Annotated in this window: 5 protein-coding genes; 4 read left to right on the top strand and 1 reads right to left on the bottom strand. The window is 44.9% G+C overall.

The annotated features are described in order from the left end of the window. The 3 genes from KGY70_13770 to KGY70_13760 all read left to right on the top strand — a co-directional run. Positions 1-708, top strand: a 708-nt coding sequence (locus KGY70_13770; GenBank protein ID MBS3776257.1) for a homoserine dehydrogenase, incomplete at its 5' end; no start/stop codon positions are given. A gap of 64 nt (positions 709-772) precedes the next feature. Continuing rightward, on the top strand, positions 773-1,171 hold the full coding sequence (locus KGY70_13765; protein MBS3776256.1) for a DUF2384 domain-containing protein: 399 nt from the start codon (positions 773-775) through the stop codon (positions 1,169-1,171). 6 nt (positions 1,172-1,177) lie between these two features. After that, positions 1,178-1,666 (top strand): RES family NAD+ phosphorylase, encoded by a 489-nt coding sequence (locus tag KGY70_13760; GenBank protein ID MBS3776255.1) that lies wholly within the window; start codon positions 1,178-1,180, stop codon positions 1,664-1,666. A 578-nt stretch (positions 1,667-2,244) separates the two neighbouring features. On the opposite strand, the gene KGY70_13755 is transcribed toward KGY70_13760, so the two are convergent. Continuing rightward, positions 2,245-3,528 carry a hypothetical protein gene (locus KGY70_13755; GenBank protein ID MBS3776254.1) on the bottom strand — a complete coding sequence of 428 codons (1,284 nt, stop codon included), beginning with the start codon at positions 3,526-3,528 and terminating at the stop codon, positions 2,245-2,247. 171 nt (positions 3,529-3,699) lie between these two features. On the opposite strand from KGY70_13755, the gene metH reads away from it, so the two are divergent. Then, the gene (gene metH, locus KGY70_13750) at positions 3,700-7,377 is read left to right on the top strand and encodes a methionine synthase (GenBank protein ID MBS3776253.1); all 3,678 of its coding nucleotides are present in this window, start codon (positions 3,700-3,702) and stop codon (positions 7,375-7,377) included. Positions 7,378-7,928 lie beyond the last annotated feature (551 nt).

The raw sequence follows: 7,928 nt of genomic DNA, 5'->3' as shown, positions 1-7,928 counted from the left end.
GACAATGATTCCTATGATTCTTCACTGAAAAGGGCTCAGGAACTGGGATATGCCGAAAGCGATCCCACCATCGATGTAGATGGATATGATGCATTATATAAATTGGTAATAATTGCCACTCATGGTTTCGGCACTTATGTCCATCCGGATGATGTTTTTTCATTTGGAATTTCTACAATTTCCGACTTTGATCTTGAATATGCCAAAAACAAACAATGCAGAATAAAATTGCTTGCTCACGTCGCCAAACTTGATAAGGAGCGTTTCACCCTATTTGTTATGCCAAAATTAGTTGATAGTGATGAATATGTTTTCAACGTTGAGGATGAGTTTAATGGTGTGGTTATTGAGGGAGAATGCTATGATAAGCAGTTTATGTTCGGCAAAGGGGCAGGCGGTTTTCCTACGGCTGCTTCCATCTTGTCCGATATCACAGCACGAAGCTACGATTACAGCTATGAATACAAAAAAAGAAATTTCTTTAAACCTTCAGCCTATTCAACAGACTGCGAAGTAGAGATCTATCTCAGGTATGATAATACTTCGGATTTCAACCTATTTGATTTTGAAACGATTACGGAAAAATATACCAGCCTCTCATCGAATTATGTGGTGGGCAGGATCCTGTTGAGCAACCTCCTTGCAGTGAATGAGGAGATCAGGAAGCGGAATGTTTTCATGGCTTTTACGGGGAATCTGGAAATTTAAAGAGATTGCTTTTTTATAATATAAGGCGTATATTTGCGTTTATAATAACGAAATATTTCGTATCATGAAAACATTTAAACTTGAACAATCAGATCAAAAACTTCTTGAGAAAGCCAGAACAAAAAAAGGGATCTCAAAAGAGGAATTGTATGATATTCTTGAACAGACTCAATTGTCTGTAAAAGAATTAAGTGAACACATTGGTTTATCGGCCCGAACTATACAGCTCAAAAATTCAAAGGAAACACTACCCTTTAATGCTTCAGAAAAGGCATTGCTCATTGCGAATGTTTACAATAAAGGATATCATGTTTTTGGAGACAGGGAAAAATTTATCCGCTGGACAAAGCAGGAAAATGCTGCACTTGGCGGTATCAAACCCAAAGATTACCTGGGCTCCTACAAGGGAATGGAATTGTTACTTGAAAAGCTTGAAGCTATAGAACATGGGTTTGTACTCTGATTCCTTATGAGAGTCTTCAGAATTACGAAAAAGACTTATGCCAAAGATTTGGAGGGGAAGGGAGGATTATTTGCTTCGGGGAGATGGCATAGGAAAGGTAACGGAGTGATTTATGCTTCTGAAAGTATATCTCTTGCAGCTTGGGAAAGATTTGTCCATATAACCGACTACCGAAATATACCCTCAGACTTGGTAGTGGTGACCATCAATATACCTGATGATATAGAAATAAAAGAAGTTCCCGGTCATATCCAGGTTTCCGGCTGGAATGTTTCTGAGCCCTACAACTTTTATAAAAAGGAAACGATGGAATTTGGCACGAGGTTTTTGAAAGAAAATCGCCATCTTGTTTTAAAAGTCCCGTCTGCTGTAGTGAAAAATGAATATAATTATTTGCTTAATCCCAGTCATCCTGATATCAAAAGATGTACAATAGAAAAGATTGAGCCTTTTATATTTAATGGTAGGATAGGTGGCTCGAGTCCCGGGTCTTGAGTCCCGAGTCCCGAGTTTCGCGTCCCGAGTCTCGGGTATCGGGTTACCTGTAGCTAAGGTCTTCCTCATTGTTTTGTTTTTTGGGTTTTGCCGGAAAAATTAATTCAAAATTACAGGCCAGGCTTTTTTTCAGGCAAAATTGCTTTTACTTTTTAACTGTTTACTGCTGTTAATTCCGCGTAACACCGATTACCAACTGAGCATTACCTATTCCCAACTTTATATCCATTGGTGACCATTATATTTTTCTACAAGCCTTGGCTTATATGACTTGCCAACTGTTCCAGCAGAATGCGGGAGAAATTGTTTTACTAAATCTTTCTCCCTTTAATTTGGTTCTGCAATATAGTAAGCTGCCTCTTGCCCACTGCCAACTTGTTAAAATGAGACTGAGGCGAAGGCTAAGAACAGAACGACTGTAGGAAGTTGATTAAATTGCTAAATGGTTGCATCGTCAAATTGGTGCCTCGAGTCGTGGCCATCAGAAGATTCTGGCAAATTTTGCCAACTGCTCCTTGCCAATTGCCAACTCATTACTTTTCCCGTCTTCTCCTGTCTCTTGTTTCTTGTATCTTCCTTCACATCCCCGACATCAATATGGTATTCTCACTGGCAAACAATCCGGCAATACAGCCGGTCATCAGGCAGGCCAGCGTAGCAGCGACCAGGGCCCGAAGGCCAAACTTAGCCAGCGTGTTGGTACGATCAGGTACCAATGCCCCGATACCACCGATAAAAATGGCCATGGAACCTACATGAGCAAATCCGCATAATGCATAGGTGGTGATGACAATCGTACGGGGGTTTTGTATGGTGCCGTTGGCAATTGCTGCAGCCAGATCTTTGTAGGCGGTCACTTCCGTAACCACCATGCGCTCCCCGATGATCTTCGATATGGTATCCACATCAGAGATGGGTATGCCTAAGATGGCCGTAAAAGGATAGAAGACATAACCGAGCAGGCCTCTCAGAGACCAGTCGATATTCCCACCGATAAATCCACCAATCCAGCCCAGAAACAGGTCGATGAGCTCTACAAGGCTGATGATAGCAATCAGCAGGGCCACGATGCCGACGATGAGCCTTACACCCGAATTGGCCCCATTGATGATCGCGGAAAATACGTTGCTTTCCTTTTCATAATGGGGTTTCACATCTTTGCCCAATGTTGCGGGTACATCCTTTTCCGGCATAACCAGTTTTGACATGATCAGGGCAGCGGGAGCAGAAATAAAAGATGCGCTGATCAGATGGCCCCCGATCATCGGGAAATGTTCCTTCAGGCTGAAGATATAGATGGCCAGTACATTGGAAGCTACCGTTGACATACCCACCGTAAGAACCGTAAACAGCTCTGAACGCGTCATTTCCTTCAGGTGCGGCTTAATGGTAAATGCCGATTCAATCCCCACAAAGATGTTGCTTGCGGCACTCAGTGACTCTGCGCCGGATATCCGCATCAGCTTGGTGAATACGTAGGCAAATCCCCTGATGATCCAGGGGATGATGTTGAAATAATACAAGATGGCCATCAGCGCCGAGAAAAAGATGATCGTCGGAAAAGACTGAAAAGCCAGGATCGAGCCTATGGATTCTTCTTTTGATCCCGGAGGTATGGCCAGCGGTCCGAATACAAATCTGGCCCCGGCGGTTGCGGAATCCAGAATCTTGACCACCACGTCATTCAACACCACAAAAAGTTTGGAACCGGCCGGGATGTAAAAAATAAATACCGCAAAGATCATTTGGAGCACAATGCCCCATCCGATCAGCCGCCAGTTGATCAGTCGCTTCTGAGGCGAAAACAGCCAGGCAACAATTAAGAGGATGACAATTCCCAAACCACTGATTGCTGTATACATATTTTTAATTTTAAGGGTTTAAATCATTTTACCTATACATAAGAGATTTTCAGAGCCGTAATAACTGTTCTGAAGCAAATTAAAGTTAAAATTAAAAAATTTTTTTATTTACCGGGAGCGTCGTATTTTTGTGTCTCGAAGAATTCATAAAATTAAATGACAGGGGGAATTATGATCAGTGACATACTGAAAGAGCGTATTATGGTCCTTGATGGAGCCATGGGTACGATGATTCAGAATTATAACCTTTCAGAAGAAGATTACCGTGGAAAGCGGTTCGCCAATATTGAACAACAGGTGAAAGGCAATCACGACCTGCTTTCCATTACCAAACCTGAGGTGATCACCGAGATCCACCATGCTTTTTTTGAAGCTGGCGCCGATTTTGCTACCACCAACTCATTCAATTCCACCCGAATCTCCATGGCAGATTATCAGATGGAGGATCTGGTACATGAGCTGAACGTTAAATCAGCGCAACTGGCAAGAAAAGCAGCCGATGAATTCACTGCAAAAACTCCGGATAAGCCCCGGTTTGCACTGGGAACACTCGGGCCCACCAATAAAACGGGTTCCGTATCCCCCGATGTGAACCAGCCTGCATACAGGGCAGTCTCTTTTGATGATCTCAGGGATGCCTATTATGAACAGGTTTCTGGTCTTGTCGAAGGCGGTGTGGATGTACTGATCATTGAAACCATATTTGACACCCTGAATGCCAAGGCGGCCCTCTATGCCATAGAGGATTACAATGAAAAGAACGGCACGGATACACCGGTTATGGTCTCAGGAACCATTACCGATGCCAGCGGCAGAACCTTTACCGGCCAGATGCTGGAAGCTTTCTATAATTCCATGTCGCACGGCAACCTGCTCAGCATGGGGCTTAACTGTTCCTTTGGAGCAGAACAGTTAAAAGGTCCCATTGCACAGTTGTCCAAAATATCTCAATATCCCCTGAGTGCCCATCCGAATGCAGGACTGCCCGATCAGTTCGGTAACTATACCCAGTCTGCCAACGAAATGCGGCAGCATGTGGCGGATTACATGAAGGACGGTCTGATCAATATCATCGGAGGATGCTGCGGTAGCAATCCACAGCACATTAAAGAGATATCGGAGGAGGCAGCCAAACATAAGCCCAGACAGATACCAGAGATAGAAAGGGGCACCCGGCTTTCTGGTCTGGAGCCGGTAACGATTACTCCGGACCGGAATTTTGTGAATATTGGCGAACGTACCAATGTGGCCGGTTCCAAAAAGTTTGCACGACTGGTCAGGGAAGGGGATTTTGAAAAAGCATTGTCGGTAGCCAAGAGCCAGGTCGATAATGGTGCACAGGTTATTGATGTGTGCATGGATGATGCCATGCTGGATTCAACCGAGATGATGCGTCACTTCCTGAATCTCATCGCTTCAGAGCCCGATGCGGCCAGAGCACCCGTTATGATCGATTCTTCCAAGTGGGAAGTGATTGAGGAAGGACTAAAATGTACACAGGGAAAATCGCTGGTCAATTCAATCAACCTGAAAGACGGGGAGGAGAAGTTCATGGAGCAGGCCCGTAAGATAAAGAAATACGGCGCCGCCACCGTTGTGATGCTTTTCGATGAGCAAGGACAAGCCGTGGACTTTGAGCACAAAACCCAGGTTGCTCAGCGGGCTTATAAGATACTGACCGAACAAGTGGGTCTGCCTCCTGAAGATATCGTTTTCGATGCCAACGTGCTCACTGTGGCCACCGGCATGGAGGAGCACAACAACTATGCGGTGGAATTCATCAAGGCCACCCAATGGATCAAGGAACATCTTCCCCATGCGAAGGTAAGCGGCGGAGTAAGCAATCTTTCATTCTCATTCCGGGGTAATAATGTCGTGCGCGAAGCCATGCATTCGGTGTTCCTTTATCATGCCATACAAGCCGGAATGGATATGGGTATTGTCAATCCCCAGATGATACAGGTGTATGATGAAATACCAGAAGACCTGCGCGAACTTGTCGAAGATGTGATACTCAATAGACGGGAAGATGCCACGGACCGCCTGATCAGCTATGCGGAGCAGGTGAAATCCTCCGGGAAGAAAGAGGAGAAAACAGAGGAATGGAGAAACAAACCCCTTGATGAACGTATTTCGCATGCGCTGGTCAAGGGCATCACCGACTATATCGATCAGGATATGGAAGAAGCAAGGCAGCATTACAGCCGCGGTCTGAAGATCATTGAAGGACCCCTGATGAAAGGGATGAACCAGGTGGGTGAGCTTTTCGGAGAAGGGAAGATGTTCCTTCCCCAGGTAATCAAAAGTGCCAGGGTGATGAAAAAGGCGGTGGCTTACCTAATGCCTTACATAGAAGAAGAAAATAAGGAAGGAGGCAGCACCTCATCCGGAAAGATATTACTGGCAACCGTCAAGGGGGATGTGCACGATATTGGCAAGAACATCGTGGGCCTGGTGCTTTCCTGTAACAACTACGAGGTGATCGATCTGGGTACTATGATACCTACCGAACAGATCATCGAGGAGGTCAAGGCTCAAAAACCGGATGTCCTCGGATTAAGTGGTTTGATAACCCCTTCCCTGGATGAAATGGTGAATGTAGCTTCCGAACTGGAGCGTGGGGGATTATCCGTCCCGGTTATGGTTGGAGGGGCCACCACCTCCAAAGCCCATACGGCAGTTAAGATTGCCCCGGAATATAGCGCTCCCGTCGTTCATGTAAAAGATGCCTCCCAGGGCGTGGGGATTGTGGATAACCTTATATCTCCCAAAAAAAGGGAGGAGTTTGAGAAACAGCTTCGGGAAGATCAGGAGCGGCAACGGGAAAAACATTTGGGCAGAAAAAAACCGGAAAGCGCCTATCTCTCGCTTGAAGAGGCAAGGAAGAACAAGCCGGATATTGACTGGGATGCTTATCACCCTGTAAAGCCTAGCTTCCTGGGTGAAATGAGCTTTACCGACTACAGCCTGGAAGAGATCTCCCGGTATATCGACTGGACCTTCTTTTTCTACTCGTGGGAGATACGCGGGAAATATCCCAAAATTCTGGATGATCCTAAAAAAGGGGAAGAAGCCAGAAAGCTTTATGATGACGGGCAGAAAATGCTCCGGCAGATAATAGACAATCAAATGGTACAGGCCAATGCTGTGATCGGGTTTTACCCGGCCAACAGTGTAGGCGATGACATTGAGCTATACAGGGATGAAGATATGGGTAGAGACGCCATGCATGGCGTCTCTGATAAGCAGACTCTGTATTTCCTGCGTAACCAGACCATCCATGAGGACAGGCCCAATATGTGCCTTAGCGATTTTGTGATGCTCAAAGAGAAGAACGTTGTGGATTATATTGGGGCCTTCTTTGCCACGGCAGGTTTGGGTGTAGAGGAATGGGCACAAAAATTTGAAAAGGAAAACGACGATTACAGCGCTGTGATGTTGAAAGTGCTGGCTCAGCGACTTGCAGAAGCTTTTACAGAGCTGCTCCATGAAAAGGTGAGGAAGGAACTGTGGGGATACGCTCCCGATGAGAATTTTTCTCCCGAAGAATTGATCAACGAAAAGTACCAGGGCATCCGCCCGGCATTCGGCTATCCGTCCATGCCCGATCATACCCAGAAGAAACCCGTCTATGACATGATGGATGTGGAAAAACATACCAAAATCAAACTCACCGACAGCTACATGATGATCCCCGAAGCCTCTGTGAGCGGATTGTATTTCGCCCATCCCGAATCCCGGTACTTTAATGTGCAGAAGATCCTTGATGATCAGGTAAAAGACTATGCCCGCCGAACAGGCAAAAGCATTGAAGAAGTGAAGAAGTGGCTGTCGGAGAATCTGGCTTAGCGGTAGTAAACAGCCAAGCCGGTAACACCTGAGGACACCCGCTTAGCGGTTCCAAACCGCTTAGCGGGTGGGGGAGCACTAAAACGTATAACATCACTTCTAAGATTATGGATTAAATATCTAAAAGCCGGAATTTCATTTTTAAAATATTGAATTTAGTTTCTTAAAGCCAGACGGTCAATTCTAAAACCCAAACCTTTTCTTCAAACAGTCAGATTTTCACTACTAAAGTCAAAGCTTTATCTTCTAAAAGTCAAACCTTTTCTTCTAAAATATAAACTTGCTTTACTAAAACTAAAACTTTCATTTCTAAAATTCAAACCTCAATTTCTAAAAGCTTGACCTCAATTTCTAAAATTCGGACTCAATCTTCTAAAATTGTTGGCTTCCCTGCAAATTGCATGAAAAGCATGATTCAAGATTAAAATGTGGGAATCAAACGAAAACAATCAATATCCGGATGGATGAAATCTTTGGAGATGGGTGTTGAATTGCATTCCAGGACTCCTGCCGGGCAATCGCTTAATGCTGAATCTTTCTCAATTCAGTCC

It is taken from the genome of Bacteroidales bacterium (assembly GCA_018334875.1).
GTDB lineage: Bacteria > Bacteroidota > Bacteroidia > Bacteroidales > UBA12077 > JAGXLC01.
This window is presented reverse-complemented; position numbering and strand designations above follow the sequence as displayed.